The 20265-nt window shown below is 67.7% G+C and carries 15 protein-coding genes; 9 read left to right on the forward strand and 6 right to left on the reverse strand.

Features of this window, described 5'->3' with window-relative positions; translation table 11 throughout:
• Positions 1-78: 78 nt before the first annotated feature.
• Together FOC67_RS21720 and FOC67_RS21725 are read left to right on the forward strand one after the other, a co-directional pair.
• A complete protein-coding gene (locus FOC67_RS21720; protein WP_003093413.1) occupies positions 79-954 on the forward strand; it encodes a LysR family transcriptional regulator in 876 nt (291 codons plus the stop codon).
• Between the two features lie 282 nt (positions 955-1236).
• Complete coding sequence (locus tag FOC67_RS21725; RefSeq protein WP_009313332.1) at positions 1237-2481, forward strand: cyclic di-GMP phosphodiesterase; 1245 nt, start codon at positions 1237-1239, stop codon at positions 2479-2481.
• Between the two features lie 543 nt (positions 2482-3024).
• On the opposite strand, the gene ampR is transcribed toward FOC67_RS21725, so the two are convergent.
• Positions 3025-3912, reverse strand: coding sequence for a LysR family transcriptional regulator AmpR (ampR, locus tag FOC67_RS21730; RefSeq protein ID WP_009313330.1), 888 nt, complete (start codon positions 3910-3912; stop codon positions 3025-3027).
• A 148-nt stretch (positions 3913-4060) separates the two neighbouring features.
• Between ampR and FOC67_RS21735 the strand changes: the two genes are divergently transcribed.
• Together FOC67_RS21735 and FOC67_RS21740 are read left to right on the forward strand one after the other, a co-directional pair.
• On the forward strand, positions 4061-5254 hold the full coding sequence (locus tag FOC67_RS21735; RefSeq protein WP_009313329.1) for a class C beta-lactamase PDC-12: 1194 nt from the start codon (positions 4061-4063) through the stop codon (positions 5252-5254).
• A gap of 64 nt (positions 5255-5318) precedes the next feature.
• Positions 5319-5717, forward strand: coding sequence for a hypothetical protein (locus tag FOC67_RS21740; protein ID WP_003093424.1), 399 nt, complete (start codon positions 5319-5321; stop codon positions 5715-5717).
• A gap of 163 nt (positions 5718-5880) precedes the next feature.
• Here the strand turns inward: FOC67_RS21740 and FOC67_RS21745 are convergent, their stop codons facing one another.
• The 3 genes from FOC67_RS21745 to FOC67_RS21755 all read right to left on the reverse strand — a co-directional run bounded on the left by FOC67_RS21745 (position 5881) and on the right by FOC67_RS21755 (position 12115).
• Entirely contained in the window at positions 5881-10134 is a 4254-nt protein-coding gene (locus FOC67_RS21745) for a CHASE domain-containing protein (protein ID WP_004351703.1), read from the reverse strand.
• Between the two features lie 127 nt (positions 10135-10261).
• The gene (locus FOC67_RS21750; protein WP_003093428.1) at positions 10262-11452 is read right to left on the reverse strand and encodes a sugar transporter; all 1191 of its coding nucleotides are present in this window, start codon (positions 11450-11452) and stop codon (positions 10262-10264) included.
• A gap of 153 nt (positions 11453-11605) precedes the next feature.
• Positions 11606-12115, reverse strand: coding sequence for an N-acetyltransferase (locus FOC67_RS21755; protein WP_003101282.1), 510 nt, complete (start codon positions 12113-12115; stop codon positions 11606-11608).
• Between the two features lie 419 nt (positions 12116-12534).
• On the opposite strand from FOC67_RS21755, the gene ppnN reads away from it, so the two are divergent.
• From ppnN to FOC67_RS21775, 4 genes are all read left to right on the forward strand, one after another.
• A complete protein-coding gene (ppnN, locus tag FOC67_RS21760; protein ID WP_003093432.1) occupies positions 12535-13920 on the forward strand; it encodes a nucleotide 5'-monophosphate nucleosidase PpnN in 1386 nt (461 codons plus the stop codon).
• Between the two features lie 117 nt (positions 13921-14037).
• Positions 14038-14625, forward strand: coding sequence for a biliverdin-producing heme oxygenase (locus FOC67_RS21765; RefSeq protein ID WP_003132314.1), 588 nt, complete (start codon positions 14038-14040; stop codon positions 14623-14625).
• Between the two features lie 27 nt (positions 14626-14652).
• Entirely contained in the window at positions 14653-16839 is a 2187-nt protein-coding gene (bphP, locus tag FOC67_RS21770) for a bacteriophytochrome BphP (RefSeq protein ID WP_003137565.1), read from the forward strand.
• A 77-nt stretch (positions 16840-16916) separates the two neighbouring features.
• Entirely contained in the window at positions 16917-17486 is a 570-nt protein-coding gene (locus tag FOC67_RS21775) for a hypothetical protein (protein ID WP_009313328.1), read from the forward strand.
• 123 nt (positions 17487-17609) lie between these two features.
• Here the strand turns inward: FOC67_RS21775 and FOC67_RS21780 are convergent, their stop codons facing one another.
• The gene (locus tag FOC67_RS21780) at positions 17610-18416 is read right to left on the reverse strand and encodes an APH(3')-II family aminoglycoside O-phosphotransferase (RefSeq protein ID WP_009313327.1); all 807 of its coding nucleotides are present in this window, start codon (positions 18414-18416) and stop codon (positions 17610-17612) included.
• Positions 18417-18467: 51 nt separating this feature from the next.
• Entirely contained in the window at positions 18468-19379 is a 912-nt protein-coding gene (hpaA, locus tag FOC67_RS21785; protein ID WP_003093443.1) for a 4-hydroxyphenylacetate catabolism regulatory protein HpaA, read from the reverse strand.
• 219 nt (positions 19380-19598) lie between these two features.
• Here hpaA and FOC67_RS21790 point away from each other — a divergent pair, with 219 nt between their 5' ends.
• On the forward strand, positions 19599-20258 hold the full coding sequence (locus FOC67_RS21790) for a fumarylacetoacetate hydrolase family protein (protein ID WP_009313326.1): 660 nt from the start codon (positions 19599-19601) through the stop codon (positions 20256-20258).
• Positions 20259-20265 lie beyond the last annotated feature (7 nt).

The raw sequence follows: 20265 nt of genomic DNA on the forward strand, positions 1-20265 counted from the left end.
GCGAACGGTAGCGAACGACAAGGTATTCTGGAAATCGAAAAATATTCAGCCAACGATTCGCAAAGCGAGAATACCCAGGTGCAATTGTCTCAGCTCCGCGCCTTCTGCGCCGTGGCCCACACCGGCTCGATCAACGCCGCGGCGAAGGCGCTGAACCGTGTCCCGTCGAGTCTCTCCGTACGCATCCGCCAGCTTGAGGAAGACCTCGGCTGCCAGCTGTTCCTGCGCGAGCACCAGCGTCTGCGCCTGTCGCCGGACGGTCGGCGTCTGCTGGAGCATGCCCGGCGAATCCTCGATCTCAGCGACAGTACCCGGGCCATGATGCGCAACGAAGAGAGCGGCGGCCGCCTGGTGGTAGGTGCCCTCGACGTGGTTCTGGTCGCCTTCATGCCATGCCTGATCGGGCGGTTCCGCCAACGCCACCGCGCGATCGAACTGGACATCCGCAGCGAAGCCTCGGAAGCCTTGGTGCAGCAGGTCTCGGATGGAGTGCTAGACCTGGCCCTGAGCGATGGTCCCGTGCGCTCTCAGACCCTGGAAAGTAGCCTGGCCTTCGTCGACGAAATGGTGCTGGTTACCGAGCTGGATCATCCACCGATCACCAGTCCGCGCGACCTGCGTTGCGCCGAACTGTATGGGTTCCGTCACGACTGCTCGTTCCGCTTCCGCATGGATCGCTGGCTGGAGGAAGCCGACTGCCTGCAACAACTGCCAGTGCTGGAAATCGAGTCCTACCACACCATGCTCGCCTGCGTCAGCGCAGGCATGGGTGCCGCCTGGGTGCTGCGCTCCGTGCTTGCGACGCTACCTGGCAACCACCAGGTCCGCGCGCATCCGTTGCGCGACTATGGCACCACCGAGATCCATTTCATCTGGCACAGCGGCCATCTCACGCCCAACGCGCAACGCTTGATGGCTGTACACCAGGACGCGCTCGTCGAGCGCCGCGACTGAGATTTGGCTCGTGCTATCGCCGCCGTAGGTTTCCACCGCCGTCTCCGCCAGCGCGAGGACCTGGCTGGCGCCGGTTTGGATAGGGCCACTTCGCCAGGGCGATGTATCGGGGCTGTACCGTCGGCGGAGGGATTTGTATGCCGGGAGTACGCGGATACAGAACGATACGCAGCCAAGCGAAGGTCACGCCGACGAACTGACGGGCATCTCTCACTCCCGCCGGCCCATCTCGGCTACCGTTAGGAGACAGCCACCTGGCCCAGTCTCGAGGTCGAGCCCATCGTGCTGAAACGCATTCCGGTAACCCAGCTTCGCCTCGGTATGTTCGTCCAGAGCCTTTGCGGCTCGTGGCTGGACCACCCGTTCTGGAAAAAGGGCGGCTTCCTGCTCGACAACCAGTCCGACCTGCAGCGCCTGCGCGAAAGCGCCGTGAAGGAGGTCTGGATCGACGCCGGCAAGGGCCTCGACCTCCCGGAGGAAGCGGCGGTCTCGGCCGCTGCGGTCCTGCCGGTCACCATGCCGGCCGACCCTTCGCCGGCGCGGGTCGCCCTGGAGGAGGAAATCCGCCACGCCGCCCTGCTCTGCGGCCGCGCCAAGGCCGCCGTGGTCAGCATGTTCCACGACGCGCGCATGGGCCAGGCCATCGACACCGCGCATGCATCGGACCTGGTGGACGAAATCTCCGCCTCGGTGCTGCGCCATCCCAACGCGCTGGTCAGCCTGGTACGGCTGAAGACCTCGGATGAATACACCTACATGCATTCGGTGGCGGTCTGCGCGCTGATGATCGCCCTCGCCCGCCAGCTCGAACTGTCCGACCCGCTGGTACACGAGGCGGGGCTGGCCGGGCTGCTGCACGACATCGGCAAGATGGCGGTACCCGATCCGATCCTGAACAAGCCCGGCAAGCTCACCGAGCAGGAATTCGGCCTGGTCCGCCGGCATCCGCAGAACGGCGCGCGGATGCTGCTCGATTGCCGCCAGGTCAGCGCCCTGGTGGTGGATGTCTGCCTGCACCATCACGAGCGCATCGACGGCACCGGCTACCCCTTCGGCCTGGCGCAGGAGCAGATCAGCCTGCTGGCGCGGATGGGCACGGTGTGCGACGTCTACGACGCGATCACCTCCGACCGTCCCTACAAGAAGGGCTGGAACGCCGCCGAGGCGATCCGGCGCATGGCCGAATGGAACGGGCACTTCGACCCGCAGGTGTTCCGCGCCTTCGTCAAGGCGGTGGGCATCTACCCGGTCGGCGCGCTGGTCAGGCTGGAAAGCGGGCGCCTCGGCGTGGTCCTCGAGCAACACGGCCGCTCGCTGCTGACGCCACGGGTCAAGGTATTCTTCTCGGCCCGCTCGAAGGTGCCGATCCCGCAGCAGGTGATAGACCTGGGTAGGGCCGGACAGACCGACCGAATCGTCGGCTTCGAGCCGGCGGAGGCCTGGAACTTCCGCAATCTCGACGAGATGTGGACGGGACTGCCGAGCAACGGCGGGTCGTATTTCGACGCGGGAACCGGAAAGCCGTAGACGCCTTCCGCCGGCGAGCCGAGCACCGCTCCCGTAGGGCGCATAACGCGAAGCGTTATCCGCCGTTTCGCCGCAACCGGCACCTGCTCCCGGTTGCTTTAAGCGCACCGTCGTCAATACTTCTAACAACCACCGGTACCCGAGAGGAGGCCCTATGGAACCGCTCATGGACACTATCAAGAGGCGCAGCGCACAGGGCTGTGGCCCCTCTATAGCCCTGCTTGAGCTATTGGCCGCTGAAGCCCGTCTGGTAATCACCAGGGATAATCCAGGCCGCTTGTGCGAACTGGCGGTCGTGGCGGAAACAGGCCGGAGAGGTATGCCTGAGAATGAAGTTGTAGCCGCTCGCCGAGCATATGCGGCCAGCTTGGGGGTGACGATGTCCGGCCCGACCAAAGACTCAGACAAACCGGCCCATATCAGTCACGCCGTTGACCACTCCAATCACAATCCGAACGCAAGAAACCGTATCAATCTCGGAAACGCCAGAGCGTTCAGGCAGAACGGACGCTTCTACATCTTTATACCCGAACCGATATAACGCTACGCCTCGCTCTCCAAGACGGCCTGGCCCAGCAACCACTCCCTGAACACCAGCATCGCGCTGGTCTCCCCCCGCGACTGCAAGCGCGTCAGCCAGTAGCTGCCGGTACTCACTTCGGTGGCGAACGGACGCCGGATGCTCTCGCTGGCCAGTTGCCGGGCGAACATCGCCGCCGGCGCCAGGGCCACGCCGACACCCTGGCGGGCCGCCTCGAGCATGGCCAGCGAGGTGTCAAAGACGATGCTCCGGGTCAGCGGCGCGTGCGCCGGCAGTCCGGCCGCCTGGAACCACAGCGGCCACTCGTCGGCGCGGTAGGAGCGCAGCAGGGTGTGCTGCAGCAGGTCGGCGGGACTGTGCAACTGGGCGGCGACCTCCGGGCAGCAGAGCACCGTCAGCGGCGCCTCGAACAACGCCAGCGCCTCGGTGCCGTGCCAGGCGCCGCCGCCGAAGCGGATCGCGTAGTCGAGCCCCTCGGCGGCGATGTCGACGCGGTTGTTGTGGGTGGACAGGCGCAGATCGATGAAGGGATGGCGCGCCTGGAAGTCCTCCAGCCGCGGCAGCAGCCAACCGACCGTGAAGGTTCCGACCGCGCCGACGGTGAGCACGTCCCGGTAGTGGCCACCCTCGAAGCGTTCCAGCAGGCCAGCGATGCGGTCGAAGGAGTCACACAGCACCGGCAGCAGGCTCTCGCCCTCGTGGGTCAGCATGAGGCCGCGCGGCAGACGCTTGAACAGGGCCACGCCGAGACGCTCCTCGAGGCTCTTCACCTGGTGGCTGACCGCCGCCTGGGTCACGCACAGCTCGATGGCCGCGCGGGTGAAGCTCAGGTGCCGGGCCGAAGCTTCGAAGGCGCGCAGGGCGTTCAGCGGCAAATGGGGTCGAACCAATCTCTGCTCCAAATTTTTCTAATGGCTGCCGCGAGTATTCGTCGTTTGCCGCAAATCCTGCGCAAGCCTAGATTTTCCCCGCCCGCCGATCAAGGAGCGCTCCCGGGGCGGTTTCTCATGCAGCCAACGACAAAGGACGCCAATCCTCATGCGCGATACCAGATTCCCCTGCCTGTGCGGCATCGCCGCTTCCACACTGCTGTTCGCCGCCACCCCGGCCATTGCCGGCGAGGCCCCGGCGGATCGCCTGAAGGCATTGGTCGACGCCGCCGTACAACCGGTGATGAAGGCCAATGACATTCCGGGCCTGGCCGTGGCCATCAGCCTGAAAGGAGAACCGCATTACTTCAGCTATGGGCTGGCCTCGAAAGAGGACGGCCGCCGGGTGACGCCGGAGACCCTGTTCGAGATCGGCTCGGTGAGCAAGACCTTCACCGCCACCCTCGCCGGCTATGCCCTGGCCCAGGACAAGATGCGCCTCGACGACCGCGCCAGCCAGCACTGGCCGGCACTGCAGGGCAGCCGCTTCGACGGCATCAGCCTGCTCGACCTCGCGACCTATACCGCCGGCGGCTTGCCGCTGCAGTTCCCCGACTCGGTGCAGAAGGACCAGGCACAGATCCGCGACTACTACCGCCAGTGGCAGCCGACCTACGCGCCGGGCAGTCAGCGCCTCTATTCCAACCCGAGCATCGGCCTGTTCGGCTATCTCGCCGCGCGCAGCCTGGGCCAGCCGTTCGAACGGCTCATGGAGCAGCAATTGTTCCCGGCACTGGGCCTCGAACAGACCCACCTCGACGTGCCCGAGGCGGCGCTGGCGCAGTACGCCCAGGGCTACGGCAAGGACGACCGCCCGCTACGGGTCGGTCCCGGCCCGCTGGATGCCGAAGGCTACGGGGTGAAGACCAGCGCGGCCGACCTGCTGCGCTTCGTCGATGCCAACCTGCATCCGGAGCGCCTGGACAGGCCCTGGGCGCAGGCGCTCGATGCCACCCATCGCGGTTACTACAAGGTCGGCGACATGACCCAGGGCCTGGGCTGGGAAGCCTACGACTGGCCGATCTCCCTGAAGCGCCTGCAGGCCGGCAACTCGACGCCGATGGCGCTGCAACCACACAGGATCGCCAGGCTGCCCGCGCCACAGGCGCTGGAGGGCCAGCGCCTGCTGAACAAGACCGGCTCCACCAACGGCTTCGGCGCCTACGTGGCGTTCGTCCCGGGCCGCGACCTGGGCCTGGTGATCCTGGCCAACCGCAACTATCCCAATGCCGAGCGGGTGAAGATCGCCTACGCCATCCTCAGCGGCCTGGAGCAGCAGGCCAAGGTGCCGCTGAAGCGCTGAGGCGCGCTCGCGAGGGCGACGGAGCGTAGCGGCGCGGGACGCCGGTCCTGGCTATGATGGTGCCATGAGCGCTTCCCCGCCCCTCCGCCAGCCCTGCCCGCCCGGCGCCTGCGTCTGCGAACGCGAGCGCCTGGAGGCGCCCGGCGCGGACCGTCGCATCCTCCTCCTGACCCGCCAGGAAGAGCAGCGCCTGGCCGCTCGCCTGGAAGCCCTGCGCAGCCTGGAAGACCTGGAACACCTGCTGCGGCGCATGGAGGAACAACTGGGCATCCGCCTGCGGATCGCCCCGGCCTTCGGCGAGGTGCGCAGCATGCGCGGCATCCGCATGCGCTTCGAGGAGCAGCCGGGGCTCTGCCGCAAGACCCGCCAGGCGATTCCCGCCGCCATCCGCCGCGGCCTGGAGAAGCGCCCGGAAGTCGCCTACGCCCTGCTCAACGCCCACGACCTGCTGCGCGACGCCTGAAGGCACTGAACGACAGGAAGAGGATGTCGCTCAAGACCTGGGCGGGCTTCAGGAGTATCGGCGGATAACGCCCATGGCGTTATTCGCCCTACAGGCCGCAGCGGATGCAGGCGAGCCCCGGGTCCGCCTGAATTCTTGGCGGGACAGGCCACCGCGCCGGGGTTCAGCTCGCCGACTCCGCCTGCACGTCGCCGAACATCGCCTGCAGGCGGAGCAGGCAGGCATCGCACAGGGTGCGCAGTTCGTCGAGGCGGATGCCGGCGAGGATTTCCATGCCGCGCCGCGGATCGGCGCGGCGCAGGGCCTGCTCCAGCTCGCTGGCACGGCCGGCCAGGGCGCTGGCGCCAACGGTGGACGCGCTGCCCTTGATGGTATGCAGGGTCGCGGCGCTGCCCTGAACATCGCCCTCGCCGAGCTGGCGTTCGAGCTGGGCGAAGAGGTCCTGCATATCCGGAACGAAGCGCCGCAACACCTGGACGATCAGCTCCAGGCTGCCGCCGAAACGCCCGACGATATCGCCCCGCGCCTCGACCAGTTCGCCCGCGTCCGCTGCCGTTGCCGGCGCGCCCCTGGCGCCGCTCCTGCCGAGATGACCGAGCAGGCAAAGCACCAGGCGCTCCTTGTCGATCGGCTTCGCCACATGGTCGTTCATGCCCGCCGCCAGGCAGGCTTCGCGGTCGGCCAGCGAGGCGTTGGCGGTCATGGCCAGGATCGGCAGCCCGGCGAAGCGCCCGTCGGCGCGGATTCGCCGGGTCGCCTCGAGACCATCGATATCCGGCATCTGCATGTCCATCAGCACCGCGTCGAACGGCACGCTCGCCTCCAGCACCTGCTGAACGCCCGCCAGCCCACCGTCGGCGAGGGCCACCCGGGCGCCCTCGCTGCTCAACAGCTCGGCGGCGACCTGGCGGTTCAGCGCGTTGTCCTCCACTACCAGCAGACGCACGCCCCGCAACCGCTGGGTGCGCTCCACCGGGCGCGGCGGCGGGTTGGCCGGGGCGCCCTGTTCACCGTGCAGGGCATGCAGCACCGAGTCGGCCAGTTGCTTGGGCGTGACCGGCTTGGTGAGAAAATCGACGAAGGGCGGCGCGCTGTGGTCGCGCGCATCGGCCAGCACCTCGCGGCCATAGGCGGTGATCATGATCACCATGGGCGGCGGCAGGTCGCCCTGCAACTGGCGGATCAGTTGCGCCGCGCTGAGGCCGTCGAGATCGGGCATGCGCCAATCCATCAGCACCACGTCGTAGCGACGGCCTTCGGCCATCGCCGCCTGGACCCGTGCCACCGCCTCGCTGCCGCTGCCGACGCAGTCGGCGCGCCAGCCGAGCGCGCCGACCGTGCGTTCGAGCAGCTCGCCGGCCACCAGGTTGTCGTCCGCCACCAGCAGCCGCAGCGGTTCGCCGGCCCCGGGGCAGGCCGCACGCAGCGGTTGGTCGTGGGCGACGTCGAGGTCCAGGTCGAACCAGAACCGGCTACCGCTGCCCGGCGCGCTCTCGACCCGCAATTCACCGCCCATCAGGTCGACCAGGCGCTTGCAGATGAACAGGCCGAGGCCGGTGCCGCCGAAGCGTCGCGAGGTGGACGCCTCGGCCTGGGTGAAACCTTCGAAGATGCGCTGCTGCTGTTCCGCGCTGATGCCGATGCCGGTGTCCGCCACCAGCACCCGCAGGCGCACCAGGTGGGCGTCGTGCGCCAGACGCCGCAAGCTCACCAGGACGTGCCCGCGGGCGGTGAACTTCAGTGCGTTGCCGGCCAGGTTGATGAGGATCTGCTGCAGGCGCAGGCGGTCGCCGACCACCGCGCTGGGCAGCTCGGGATCGATGTCGAAGATCACCTCGACGTCCTTGTCGCCCTGGTTGCCGGAGAGCACCACGGCCAGGTCCTGCATCAGCGGCTCCAGCTCGAAGGGGAGCATTTCCAGGACCAGTTTGCCGGCCTCGATCTTCGAGTAGTCGAGGATGTCGTTGAGCAGGCCGAGCAACGAGGTTGCCGCCGAGCTGGCCTTGTCCAGGTAGTCGCGCTGGCGTTCGTTGAGATCAGTCTGCCGGGCCAGTTGCAGCATGCCCAGCACGGCATTCATCGGCGTGCGGATCTCGTGGCTCATGTTCGCCAGGAACGACGACTTCGCCGCGCTGGCGGCGTCCGCCTGCTCCTTGGCCTCGCGCAGGCGCGCCTGCAGTTGCTGGTCGCTGGTGATATCGATATTGATCCCGGTGACCTGCAGCGGGTTGCCGTCGGCGTCGCGCTCGACCTGCGCGCCGGCCTGGATGAAGCGGATGCCGCCGTCGGGCAGCACCACGCGGAAGATCACATCGTAGTTGCCGCGCCCCTCCACCGCCGCGCGCAGGCTGGCCTCGGTGCGCTCGAGGTCTTCCGGATGCAGGCGGCTGCGCCAATGCTCGTAGACCAGGCCGCCGTCGCGCAACGCCAGCGGCTGGCCATACAGCTCGCACATGCGCTCGTTCCACTGCAGGCTGTCGTCGGCCAGGTTCCAGCGCCAGATGCCCAGGCGCGCCACGTCGGCGGCCATTTGCAACTGGTCGCGCGCCGCGGCCATCTCGCGCTCGGCGTTGCGCCATTCGGTGACATCGACGGCGATGCCCAGGTAGCCGTTGATCGCCCCAGCCTCGTCGCGCAGGACGGTAACCGAAAGCGTCACGCTGAGCGGCGAGCCGTCCTTGCGCAGATAGGTCCATTCGCGGGTCTCGGCGCCCTCCTGTTCGGCCCGCGCCACCAGCACGCGGAAACCCTCCTCGCCCAGCTCCTGGCCGCGGGCGAGCAACTCCCGCTCGCTGTGCAGCAGGGTCGGCGAGGCCTTGCCGACCACCTCGTCGGCGCGGTAGCCGAGCATCCGCTCGGCACCGAGATTGAAGCCGCTGATGATGCCGTCGCGGTCGAGGGTGATGATCGACACCTCGGACGCCGCCTGCAGCACGCTGCCGAGCAGTACGTTCAACCGACGCAGTTCGGCGGTACGCTCGGCGATCTGGTGCTCCAGGCCGGTATTGAGTTCGCGGATGCGGGCCTCGGCGGCCTTCTTCGCGGAGATGTCGCGTACGGTCTTCGAGGCGCCGACCACGCCGCCGTCCGGACCGAGGATCGGCGAGACGGTCACCGCCACATCGAGCAGGTGGCCGTCCTGGTGCCGGCGCACGGTATCGAAGCTGACCACCTGTTCTTTACGGGCGATGCGGGCGAGGATGTCGAGTTCCTCGTTCTCCTTGGATGGCGGCACCAGCAGGTCCACCACCCGCCGCCCGACCGCCTGCTCCTCGCGGTAGCCGAACAACGCCTCGGCCCCGCGATTCCAGTCGCTGATGACGCCGTCGAGGCCGACGCCGATGATGCCGTCCGCCGAATTGCCGACGATCGCCGCCAGCCGCGCCTGGGTCGCCGCCTCCCGACGCCGGCGCAGGCGGCCGAGGGCGCTGGCGTTGACCAGCGCCGCCAGCAACAGGCTGACCAGGCTGCCGGCCAGGAACAGGATGCGCGGCGAAGGCTGGTGCAGGCGCTGGACGAACAGCGGCAGTGCGCTGAACGCCATCTGCCAGTGCCGACCGTAGATCTCCCGCCGCAGCATGTGGCCGAACAGGCGTTGAGCCGGCGCCGCGGCGCCGTTGACGAAGAAGGGCACGGCAGCGCCGTCGCCGGTGACGTCGCTGAGTTCGAGGTGGATCGCCGCGTTGTCGATGGGCAACCCGGCCAGCACCTCGCCGGTCAGCAGCGGCGCATAGCTCCAGCCGAAGCCTTCGAGTTCGCGCTGGGGCCCCGGCGGTGGAGTGATGCCGCTGCGGTAGATCGGCATCAGGATGAGGAACGATTGCTGGCGCAAGCCGCTGGCCTGGACCAGGGTGATCGGCCCCGTCAGGCGCACCTGCCCGGTCTCCAGGGCGGCGCGGGCGGCCTCCCGGCGATTGGCTTCCGAGGCGATGTCCAGGCCCAACGCCTGGCCGTTGCGCGCCACCGGCTCGATGTACTGGATGACATAGCGCTCGCCATCGTGCGGAGTCAGTTGCTGGATGCGGAACTCCGGCTGGCCGTCGGCCCGCGCCTGGCGCAGGAACCCGGCCTCGTCGGCGGCCGCCACCCGGCGTATGAAGCCGAAGCCGCGGGCGCCGGGAAACTCGCGGTCGATGTCGCGGGTCAGGCTGTAGCGGCGGAACAGTTCGCGGTCGATGTGCGCCTCGCCCGCCGTCAGCAAGGCACCGCGCACCCCACGCAAGCCATACTGGTAGAGTTCCACGCGGCGGGTCACCGCCTCGGCCAGCAGTTCCGCCTCGCGTTCCAGCGCCATCCGCGCCTGTTGCTCGTTGACCAGCGCCAGCCCCCAGGCGCCCAGCCCGGACAGCAGCAGTCCGAGCGCCAGTGTCGCGCCCGCCCAGCGGCTCAGCCTGAACTTGCTCTGTTGTACGTTCACCCGATATTCCGTCCCTGCGCCGGCCCGGCGCGGGGCAATCCCGCACTCCCTGCGCCTTTTCGTCCCAGAAGACTAGATCAAGCGGGCGGATTCCTCCGCCGAATCATCCGACCCCAGGTATGACCGCTCACAACGACGTGCTTTTCAGCGCCTCCGCGTAGCGCAGTGCGGCGAACAGGGCGAGCAGCAGGCCGGCCAGCGCCAGCGCGGCGCCGACGTTGCCGATCGAGGCCAGGCCCATGCGTTCGCTGACCACGCTGCCGAGCAGCGCGCCGGCGCCGATGCCGACGTTGTACAGGCCGGAGAACAGCGCCATGGCCACGTCGGTGGCGTCCGAGGCGAGGCGCAGGACGCGGGACTGCTGGGCCAGGCCGAAGCACATGATCGACATGCCCCAGAGCAGGCTGAGCGCCATCAGCCAGGTCGGCTGCGCGGACAGCGGCAACAGCAGCGCCAGGCTGCTGCCCAAGGCGAGGATCGCGGCCAGCAGGAAGCCTCGCGGGAAAGCCTCGCTGTAGCGGCTGAAGAGGATCGAACCGAAGATCCCGGCGCCGCCGAACAACAGCAGCAGCAGGGTGGTCGCCTCGCCGCTCATCTGCGCCACCTGCTTGGCGAAGGGCTCGATGTAGCTGTAGGCGGTGAACTGGGCGCTGATCACCACCACGGTCAGCACGTACAGGCAAACCAGCGCCGGGCGTCGGAACAGCATCGGCAGGCTGCGCAGGGAACCGGAGTTCTGGCTTGGCAGCAGCGGCAGGGAGCGCGCCAGGTAGAGCAGGGTCAGCACCGAGAGTCCGGCGATGGCCATGAAGGTGGTACGCCAGCCCAGGGCCTCGCCGACCACCCGCCCCAGCGGGATGCCCAGGACCATCGCCAGGGTGGTGCCAGTGGCCAGCAGCCCTAGCGCCTTGGCCTGCTGTCCCGGCGGCGCCACGCGCACCGCCAGCGAAGCGGTGATGGCCCAGAACACCGCGTGGGCGAAGGCAATGCCGATCCGGCTGAGCATCAGCACCTGGAAGCTCCAGGCCAGCCCGGACAGCACGTGGCTGGCGATGAACAGCAGGAATACCCCGACCAGCAGCTTGCGCCGCTCGATGTTGCGGGTCAGCAGCATCATCGGCAACGAGGCCAGCGACACCACCCAGGCATAGATGGTCAACATCAGGCCGACCTGCGAGGTAGGCATCTCGAAGCTGTGGCCGATGTCGCTGAGCAGGCCGACCGGGACGAACTCCGTGGTGTTGAAGATGAAGGCGGCCAGGGCCAGGGCGATCACGCTCAGCCAGCTGCCGCTGCGGGTTTCGGAGGTGCTGTCCATGGGGCGTTCGGTTCCGGAGCAGGGGGCGGACGGGCAGGTCCCGCGACCCTCGCCACGCACGACGGAAAACGCCCCGGACGCAAGGGTCCGGGGCGGCGATGTGCGTTGGATGGTCGTTATAGGTATTGGAGGGAACTGCCGAATCCCGCGATTCTACGCCGGGACGCCGTGCGCTGCACGCCCGCCCGGCGCTCCGGCGACCTTCCCGGAGCGATGGGACGGCTCCGGCAGCATCAGGCAGGCCATCGTCTCGCCCCAGGGCGCGAGGCCCTGTTCGACGAAGCCGGCGTCCCGATAAAGCTGGCGAGCCACGTCGTTGTCGACGGCGTAGGCGACCATCAGGCGATCGCTGCGCCGCCTCGTCCGGCGCACGCTGGCGATGATCCGTTGCAGGGCGGCGCGGCCATGCCCCTTGCCCTGGTAGCGGCGGTCGATCATCAGGCGGTAGAGCCAGTAGTGGCCGTCGTCGGCGTCGGGGCCGTAGAGGGCGAAGCCGACCATGCGCCCGCCGTGGTGGATGCCGACCGCGCGGAACCCCGGCAGGAAGCGGCTCTGGGCCAGCGAATAGAGGTTGGAAGCGACGAAGTGCGCCTGGTGGCGGGCGACCTTCAGGTCAATGCAGGTTTCCCAGTCGTCGCGGGTGATGGTTCTGAGTTCGATCATGGATGACAGGCTCTTGGAAAAAGGAGGAAAGAAAGTCGCTAGGTACGCTGCTGGACTGTTCATACGACATGCTTCGTTCCTCCCTTCGACTGGCCGAGCATCCGGCGGAAACGCAACGATATCAGGAGAAGAGTCGATTATCCCAGCCGATGCCGGATTTTTTCGCCCATGGCTAGTGGCAGGATTTCCCCGGTGCCAGGCCGGCGACAGATAAATTCGAGATTTTCCTTGTCAGATCAGTCAGGTTCTCGCTATTACATTTAACCAAGACCCTGGAGCCAAGCCCCAGCGCACGGTTGCCTCGTCGCCCCACTCCGACGGCTGATCGCCCTCTCCCCCGGCACGCAACCTGCCCGGCGCTCCCTTATCCGGATGCCGCGGTTCTTCTACGCCGCCGCATCCCCTGCATGGAATCGCACATGTCTCATCGCCCTGTGATCAACGCCTCGGTCAGTCCGAAAGGCACGCTGGAAACCCTCTCCCAACGCGAAGTGCAACAACTGAGCGAAACCGCCAACGGCAAGACCTACCAACTGTTCCGCCAGTGCGCCCTGGCGATCCTCAATACCGGCGCCCACAGCGACAACGCCAAGACCATCCTCGACGCCTACAAGGACTTCGAGGTGCGTATCCACCAGCAGGACCGAGGCGTGCGCCTGGAGCTGATCAACGCGCCGGCCGACGCCTTCGTCGATGGCGAGATGATCGCCAGCACCCGCGAGATGCTGTTCAGCGCCCTGCGCGACATCGTCTACACCCAGAGCGGGCTGGACAGCCAGCACGTCGACCTGGACAGCTCCCAGGGCCTCACCGACTACGTCTTCCAGCTGCTGCGCAACGCCCGTACGCTGCGCCCCGGCGTCGAGCCGAAGATCGTCGTGTGCTGGGGCGGCCACTCGATCAGCAGCGAGGAATACAAGTACACCAAGAGGGTCGGCCACGAACTCGGCCTGCGCAGCCTGGATGTCTGCACCGGCTGCGGACCGGGGGTGATGAAGGGGCCGATGAAGGGCGCCACCATCAGCCACGCCAAGCAGCGCATCGTCGGCGGCCGCTACCTGGGCCTGACCGAGCCGGGGATCATCGCCGCCGAGGCGCCGAACCCGATCGTCAACGAACTGGTGATCCTGCCGGACATCGAGAAGCGCCTGGAAGCCTTCGTCCGCGTCGGCCACGGGGTCATCATCTTCCCCGGCGGCGCCGGGACCGCGGAGGAGTTCCTCTACCTGCTGGGCATCCTCATGCACCCGGACAACCAGGACCTGCCCTTCCCGGTCATCCTCACCGGTCCCCGCAGCGCCGAAGCCTACCTGCAGCAGCTCCATGAATTCGTCGGGGCGACCCTCGGCCATGCGGCGCAGCGCCACTACCGGATCGTCATCGACGACCCGGCCGAGGTGGCCAAGCAGATGGCCCAGGGCCTGAAGGAAGTGAAGCAGTTCCGCCGCGAGCGCAACGACGCCTTCCACTTCAACTGGATGCTGAAGATCGATGAAAGCTTCCAGCGCCCGTTCGAGCCGACCCACGAGAACATGGCCAGCCTCCAGCTCAGCCGCAGCCTGCCGCCCCACGAGTTGGCGGCCAACCTGCGCCGCGCGTTTTCCGGGATCGTCGCCGGCAACGTCAAGGACAACGGCATCCGCATGATCGAGCAATACGGGCCCTACGAGATCCACGGCGACCCGGCGGTGATGCTGCCGCTGGACCGCCTGCTGCAGGCCTTCGTCAAGCAGCACCGGATGAAGCTGCCCGGCGGCGCGGCCTACGTCCCCTGCTACCGGGTGGTGCAGACCGAGGCGGCCTGAGCGCGCCCGCTCCGGCATCCCTGCGCCGCGCGCGGGGATGCCCATTTATTCCGAGCCGGGCGTACGGCTTCCTGCTACTCTTTTCCGTTCATGCCTCGAATCGCTGGCCCTGACCTCATGTCCCCATCTCCATCGCCAGCCCTCGCCGCGCTCCGCGACGCCACCCGTGACCTGCACGCAGAACTGGACCGCCGTTCGCCGTTGGGCGACGACGATCTCGACGACCGCGCCTACCTCGACCATGCCGGACGTATCCTTGGCTGGCTCGAACCCCTGGAGCGCGCGCTGCGCGACAACCGCAGCGGCTGGCCGGCGGCGCTGCGGGCCGACGCGCGGCTGGTCAAGAGCGCCTGGCTGGAAAGCGACCTGCTGGCCGGCGGCATGAGCCGCGCGCAGGTGGAGGCGCTACCGCGCTGCGCCGACCTGCCGAATGCGACACGGGCCGCGGAGGTCTTCGGGGTGGCCTACGTGATGGAAGGCGCGACGCTGGGCGGCGCGTATCTCTACAAACGACTAGCTCCACGCCTGCCCGGTCTGCCGCTACAGTGGTTGCGGGGCTACGGCCAGGCCACCGGGGTGCGCTGGCAGGAGTTTCTCGAACAGCTCGCCCGGCAGATCGACAGCCCCGAAGCCATCGGCCTTGCGCAGGATGCGGCACAGGCTACATTCCTTTCGTTTCGTCGATGGGTTCTCGACGAAGCCTGACTGCCTGGAGACCAGGCTGGACGATAGATGACGAGCATCACCCCGGTTACCCTGGCGAACTGCGAGGACGAACCCATCCACGTGCCTGGCGCGATCCAGCCGCACGGGGCGCTGATCGCCCTGCGCGCGGACGGCATGGTCCTCGCGGCGAGCGAGAACATCCAGGCGCTACTGGGTTTCGTCGCCTCGCCGGGTTCCTACCTGACGCCGGAGCAGGTGGGGCCGGAGGTCCTGCGCATGCTCGAAGAGGGACTGACCGGCAACGGCCCATGGTCGAACAGCGTCGAGACGCGGATCGGCGAACACCTGTTCGACGTGATCGGCCACAGCTACAAGGAAGTGTTCTACCTGGAGTTCGAGATCCGCACCGCGGACACGCTGTCGATCACCTCCTTCACCCTCAACGCCCAGCGCATCATCGCCCAGGTCCAGTTGCACAACGACACCGCCAGCCTGCTCAGCAACGTCACCGACGAACTGCGCCGGATGACCGGCTACGACCGGGTGATGGCCTACCGTTTCCGTCATGACGACTCCGGCGAGGTGGTCGCCGAGAGCCGTCGCGAAGACCTCGAAAGCTACCTGGGGCAACGCTACCCGGCCTCGGACATCCCGGCCCAGGCGCGTCGCCTGTACATCCAGAACCCGATCAGGCTGATCGCCGACGTGGCCTATACGCCGATGCGCGTGTTTCCCGCGCTGAACCCGGAGACCAACGAATCGTTCGATCTCAGCTACAGCGTGCTGCGCAGCGTTTCGCCGATCCACTGCGAATACCTGACCAACATGGGCGTGCGCGCCTCGATGAGCATCTCCATCGTGGTCGGCGGCAAGCTCTGGGGACTGTTCTCCTGCCATCACATGTCGCCCAAACTGATTCCCTACCCGGTGCGCATGTCGTTCCAGATCTTCTCCCAGGTCTGCAGCGCCATCGTCGAGCGCCTGGAGCAGGGGCGTATCGCCGAACTGCTGCGCGTGTCCACCGAGCGCAGGCTGGCCCTGGCTCGCCGCGCGCGGGACGCCGACGACCTGTTCGGCGCACTGGCCCACCCGGACGATGGCATCGCCGCACTGATTCCCTGCGACGGCGCCCTGGTCATGCTCGGCGGCCGCACCCTGAGCATCCGCGGCGACTTCGAGCGCCAGGCCGGGAATGTCCTGCAACGCCTGCAGCGCGACCCGGAACGGGACATCTACCACACCGACAACTGGCCGCAGCCCAGCGAGGACTCTCCGGACGGCGGCGACTGCTGCGGTGTGCTGGCGATCCGTTTCCACCGCCAGGAATCGGGCTGGATCTTCTGGTTCCGCCACGAGGAAGTGCACCGCATCCGCTGGGGCGGCAAGCCGGAAAAGCTGTTGACCATCGGCCCCTCCGGCCCGCGGCTGACCCCGCGCGGCTCGTTCGAGGCCTGGGAGGAAGTGGTCCGCGGCCACTCCACGCCCTGGAGCGAAACCGACCTGGCGATCGCCGAAAAGCTGCGCCTGGACCTGATGGAACTGTGCCTCAACCATGCGGCCGAGGTCGACCGCATGCGCCAGCGCCTGATCGCGGTGCTCGGCCACGACCTGCGCAACCCGTTGCAGTCGATCTCCATGGCGGCGGCCCTGCTGTCCTCCAGCGACACCCGCACCACCGAACTGCGCCAACACATTTCCGCGTCCAGCAGCCGCATGGAACGGCTGGTCAGCCAGATCCTCGACATGAGCCGCCTGCAATCGGGCATCGGCCTCACCGTGAACCCGGTCGACACCGACGTCTCGCAACTGGTGCAGCAGATCGTCTGCGAAACCGACGTCGCCTATCCCGGCCTGGTGATCGAGATCGCCATCGACCCGCAGGTTCGTGCCGTGGTCGACCCGGACCGCTACGCCCAGGTCGCCGCCAACCTGCTGAGCAACGCCCGTCATCACGGCCTGCCCGGCCGGCCGGTGCTGGTCACCCTGACCCGCCAGGGCGACGAGGTGTGCCTGAGCGTGCTCAACGAAACCAGCGGCCTCTCCGAAGCGCAGCTGGCCAACCTGTTCGAACCGTTCAAGCGCGAGTCGGCGGACAACCAGCGCAACCGCAACGGCCTCGGTATCGGCCTGTACATCTCCCAGGCCATCGCCCAGGCCCACCAGGGGCGTATCGACGTGGACTGCCGCGACGACGTCATCACCTTCTGCCTGCGCCTGCCGGTGCGCCAGGCGGAGACCGGCTCCTCGTCCTGACGACGAGGACCGTGCACAATGCAACGCTTGCAGGTATCTTCGGCAGCCATCGCCGTCTGACAGGATCGCCCCGTTCCATGCCCCGCCTCCGCCTCCGGACCGTCTTCGCCTGCCTCGCCGTGTTCTGCGCGGCTCCCGCACTGGCCAGGGTCGAAGTGCATTCGCTGCAACACAAGAGCATGGGGCGGGTGCTGACGGTCCGCGTCTCGGAGGAGATCGCGCCGGGCGACTACGAAACGCTGCTCAAGGGTTTGCGCAACAATCCGGGAACCTACTCGCGCAAGCTGCTCCTGCTGAACAGCATCGGCGGCAGCGTGCCGGAGGCGATCCGCATGGGCCGCCTGCTGCGCGAATCCGGCTTCGATGCGCTGGTGCCGTCGAGCAGCGTCTGCCAGGGCACCTGCGTCTACCTGCTGGCGGCCGGCAAGCGCAAGACCGTACGCGGCTACGTCGGCCTGCACCGTCCCTACTACGCCCACGGCGACTCGCTGCACTCGCGCTCGGCCAACGGCATGCGCTACGACTCCGCCGCCTACTTCCGCGAAATGGATATCCCCAGCACCTTGGTACAGGCCATGCAAAGCACCGATCCCAAACGGATGCGCGTGCTTTCGGCGAAGGAACTGGCGCAGTACCGGCTGAACTGAGCCGGCGACTCCGCGGAACGAGCGAGGGCGCGCGGTGGCGTTGGCGATAGTGGCCGATGCCGTTGTACCTCGTTTTCGTGCAACGGCAGGCCGAATCCAGTCCGGACCCGAACCGGCCCTACTCTAGAAGAACTCGTCCAACAGCCTGAAGTACGCCAGCCGTTCGCCGTCGATATCGCCGCCGTATTCGACGAGGAAGGCCTCGGCCCAGGTCGCGCCGAGTTCGGCCTCGATGTCCCGCGCGGCCAAGGCCAGGTCCTGGTGCCGGTCGGCGACGCCGAGCCGCCCGCAATCGATGAAGCCGCTGAAGCGCCGGCCCTCCGCCAAGAGGTTGGGCAGGCAGGCGTCGCCGTGGGCGACCACCAGGTCTTCGACCGCCGGACGCCGGTCGAGGAGCAGGCGGTACAGCTCCGTGGCGCTGCGACCGCGATGGTCGTCATCGAAGTCCGCCTCGTCCACCAGCCCGGCCTCGACCCGCTGGCGCACGGTGTCCAGGCGCCGTTCCAGGCGATGGTCGAAGGGACAGGCGGCCGGATCGAGATCGTGCAGCCGGCGCAGGGCGGCGGCCACCAGGCGCACCAGGCGCTCGGGCTCCAGCTCGTCGCGCTGCGCCAGCGCGGACAGCGTGTCCCCCGGCACGGCGCTCATCAGCAGCCATTGCCGGCCGTCGCTCTGGGTTTCGTTCAGCACCTGCGGGCAGTCGATGCCGGCACCGTGCAGCCAGCGCAGGCGGGCGATTTCGGCGGGCAGCTCGGCATGTACGGACAGCACTTCCTGCTTGACGAACAGGGTCGGCCGCCGCGCAGCCTCCAGGCGGTGGACCGTGGCCGCGGAACATCCTTCGCCCTGCCCTCGCCAGCGGTAGCCGGCAAGGTAGTCGGCCCAGGTTGAGGGAGCCTGCGGCGGCATGGAGGTGGCTGCATCATGCATGGAGAAACGCTTCCTGTTCGAGTGGGAGCGCGAGTATACCCGCCCACCCGCTCAGCGACGGGACTCCCCGTCGGCCTGTCGCTGGCGGTAAGCGCTGGGGGTGAGCCCTGCGTAACGCACGAAGAAACGACTGAAGTAGGCCGGGTCCTTGAAGCCGAGCTGGTAGCAGATCTCGTTCACCGAGCCGCCGGTGAACAGCAGCAGGCGCTTGGACTCCTGCATAAGCCGTTCGTACACCAGGCGCTTCGACGGCAGGTCGGCGATGCGCCGGCAGACGTCGTTGAGGCGCGCCTCGGTGACGCCGATTCGGCTGGCGTAGAGCGACAGCGGCCAGTGCTCGGCATAGCGCTCCTCGATCAGCGCGTTGAAGCGCTGGAAGATCTGCAGGTCTTCGTGGCGCATCGGCCGCGCAGCCACCGAATTGGCCGAGAGACGCAGCAGGCTGATCATGACCAGGCGGGTCAGCGCCAGCAGCGTCTGCTGGCGGCCGGGACGGCTGGCCATCGACTCACTGCGCAACTGCTCGAAGAGCAGCGCCAGGCGCGCCGCCTCCTCGGCCGCGCCGCCCTCCAGGTTGCCCAGCGCCACGCAGGCCGGCGCCACCTGCGGGCCGGGCGCCAGGCCCGGCTCGGCCTCGGTGAGGCTCCACACCAGTTGCTGGCGCACGGTCAGCACATGGCCATCGGCGTCCGCCTCGGTGACGAAGGCGTGCGGCACGGTCGGCGGGGTGAGGAAGAACATCGGCCCCGACTCCAGGTACTGGCGCTCGTCGAGATAGACCCGCACCGCGCCGTTCTTCACGTAGTGCACCTGGAAGAAACGGTCGTGCCGGTGCGCCGGCATGTTACGGCCGAAGAATCCGGCCAGGTTGCCCAGCGCATCGTAGTGCACCTCGGCGTCGGCATAGCGCTGGTCGTAGACCTGCCCGATGTTGATGTTGGGGATCGGCTGGCGCTCTGGCATGGCGATCTTCTCTTTGTTGTTCTTCCCGGCTGCGCACGCAAGCCGTCGCGGGCATCCGTATACCGCAGACGGCGCCTCTTGCCACCTCCCCGGGACGAATGGCGCAGCAGCCGGGGTTGACGATCATTAACATGTTAAATATAACGTTAACACATTAACGAGTTTTCGCCAGGACGGCCCCCTCGCCGTTCGCTTATCGCGCCAGGAGACACCACCACAATGAGCCGCGCACTGAATGACCTCGCCGCCGGCACCCTGTTCGGCGTCGCGCTGAACTACAAGGGCCTGCTCGACAGCCGCCTGCCGGAGTTCCAGCAGCCGCCCTACCAGAAGCCGCCGGTGAAGCCGGTGTTGTTCATCAAGACACCGAATACCCGCAACGAGCACGACGCCCCGGTGCTCTTCCCGCGCGGCGTCGAGCACCTGCAACCGGGCCCGGCGCTGGGCGTGGTGATCGCTCGCGACGCCAGCCGGGTGAAGGAGGAAGAGGCCATGGCACATGTCGCCGGCTACGTGATCGTCAACGAGTTCAGCCTGCCGGAAGACAGCTACTACCGCCCGGCGGTGAAAGCCAAGTGCCGCGACGGCTTCTGCCCGTTCGGTCCGCAACTGGTGCCGGCGCAGGAGATCGCCGATCCCCATGCGCTGGAGTTGAAGCTGTACGTCAACGGCGAACTGCGCCAGCGCAACAACACCGCCAACCTGGTGCGCGACATCCCGCGGCTGATCGCCGAGATCAGCGAGTTCATGACCCTGCACGCCGGCGACGTGCTGATCACCGGCACCCCCGAAGGGCGCGTCGACGTGCATCCCGGCGACCGCGTCGAGGTCGAGATCGACGGCCTCGGCCGCCTCGTCAACAGCATCGTCGCGGAATGAGGAACCG

The organism is Pseudomonas sp. FDAARGOS_761, assembly GCF_013343155.1.
GTDB classification, from domain to species: domain Bacteria; phylum Pseudomonadota; class Gammaproteobacteria; order Pseudomonadales; family Pseudomonadaceae; genus Pseudomonas; species Pseudomonas aeruginosa.